Source organism: Desulfovibrio sp. ZJ369, from assembly GCF_011039085.1.
Lineage (GTDB): Bacteria > Desulfobacterota > Desulfovibrionia > Desulfovibrionales > Desulfovibrionaceae > Desulfovibrio.
The window spans coordinates 1-2,069 of record NZ_JAAKEI010000091.1; the positions used below are offsets into that span (position 1 = coordinate 1).

The 2,069-nt window shown below is 56.8% G+C and carries 2 protein-coding genes; both read left to right on the forward strand.

The features are described 5' to 3' along the window. Positions 1-687: hypothetical protein (locus G7Y51_RS13375; RefSeq protein WP_206214356.1), on the forward strand; the 687-nt coding region annotated here is incomplete at its 5' end. Continuing rightward, a partial coding sequence (locus G7Y51_RS13380; RefSeq protein ID WP_165178239.1) for a DEAD/DEAH box helicase family protein occupies positions 687-2,069 on the forward strand: 1,383 nt, incomplete at its 3' end. The genes G7Y51_RS13375 and G7Y51_RS13380, both read left to right, overlap by 1 nt.

The window sequence follows — 2,069 nt, forward strand, 5'->3', positions numbered from 1 at the left end:
TACAACGTCAATCATTACGACGTGTTCCGCAATCCGGTGCAGGCGCGGGACTTGCTGCTTCAGGCGCTGGAAATCGAACCGCTGGAATCCACCGATGTCTTTGACGGCATGAAGGACGGCTACAAGGTCAGAATCATGCCCGTCAACCGCATTGCCACCCGGGCCGACCTCAACCCTATCCTCAACGGCATCAATTACCGGGAAATGGAAAAGCGCATGGAAGCCGCTCCGGGCAGCCCGGCGGAACGTATCATGCTGGTCTGCATGGGGCACGAGCCGGATCTGGCCGCCAGCCTGAAAATGGACATTGGCGGCCACTACAGTGTGGATGTCAAAGTCGTGGACATCCTGCGCGACAGAAAGGATCTCACCTTCAAATACGATTCCGAAGCTGACACGGCCGTGGAAAACGGCGAGCTGATCATCCGGCAGTTCTACCCCCGCAATCTCCTGCAAAAACTCTCCATCCTTGAAGAAAACGTGGAGGACTGGCGTCAGCTTGTGGAAACCGTGGCCATTGACTGGAACTATAACGGCGAAGTGCTGCAACCCGCCGTGTATGACAACCCCGGCAAGAATGCGCTGGTTCAGGGCCGCTATGCCGTTCCCGAGGATCACGGGCTGATCCGGGTCAAGATTACCGATCTGCTCTCCGAAAGTCTGGAGAAGACGCTGGAGGCAGAGTAATGGCCGGAAGAAGGAAGAAGCAGGCCGCCCCCCAGGTGGATCTCAATACCACCTTTTACCGTGAGCTTTTTCGCTTTTACCGGGAAAACAAGGGGAGCATCCGTTCCCACTATCGCGGGCTGACGCGCGAGCTGTTGGACTACAACGACCCGGACAGGCCGCGGCCCGGCCAGTTCCTGCGGCGTCCGCAGTTCGAGGCGCTGGAAATCCACGTCTTCCTCAAGGAATATCTCAAGCTCCGTCCTGTGCATGACATCTTTGCGGACTGGTACAAGCGCCGCAAGGGCTTTGAAAAGCGCGGCGACGTGCTGGGCATGGACGGCCAGTATGTGCTGGAAAATTCGCCCATGTTCAATGAGGCAGCCTATGCCGCCGTGTTCAAGCGCATGAAGGCCGCCCGCCAGGACTACGCCAACTATATTTTCGCCCTGACAATGGGCGTGGGCAAGACCCTGCTCATGGCCACCTGCATTTTCTATGACTTTGTGCTGGCCCGGAAGTTCCCGGACGACCCGCTCTATTGCCACAACGCCCTGATTTTCGCGCCGGACAAGACCGTCCTGCAATCCCTGCGGGAGATCGAAAGCTTCGACTTTGCCAGGGTACTACCGCCAAAACACGCCAACTGGCTCCAGGCGAACCTCAAGCTGCAATATCTGGACGAGGCCGGGGCCACGCTCAATGTCCTCAACAATTCCGACTACAATCTTGTCATCTCCAACACGCAAAAAATTCTGCTCAAGCGCAAAAAGAAGAGCCCCAGCCGCGCCGAACAGCTTTTTCTGGCGACCGGCGAGACCAAAACCGCCGACGCCAGATCCGTTTATGATGATATTTCCGATCTTTACGGCTTTGATTCGCCGGAGGACGAGGCGGATCTGACCATCAATCAGCGTTTCCTCAAGTTGCGCAATCTCCCGCAACTGGGCATTTTTGTGGACGAAGCCCACCACGCTTTCGGCGATGTTCTGAAAACGGACTTGCTCGATCCCAAAAAGGAAACCTCCCTGCGCTTTACCATCAACACCCTGGCCAGGGGCATCAAACGCCTGGGCAGCTCAATGGTGGCCTGCTGCAATTTCACGGGCACGCCCTATGTGAAGAACGAGCTGCTGCCTGAGGTGGTGTATTCTTACAGCCTCAAGGACGCCATCAATAACGGCTACCTTAAGACCCTGCGGCTGCATAAATTCGCCAATACGCGCGACAGGGAGTTTGTGCGCGCCGTGGTGGACGATTTTCTTGAACGCTTTGACGGGCGCGCCCTCGAAGGGATGCTCCCCAAACTGGTCTTTTTTTCTCCCAGCATTGAGGATGCCACAAAAAACCTGCGCCCCATCCTGGAAGAGGAGCTGAACCGGCGCGACATCCCGGTCTCACAG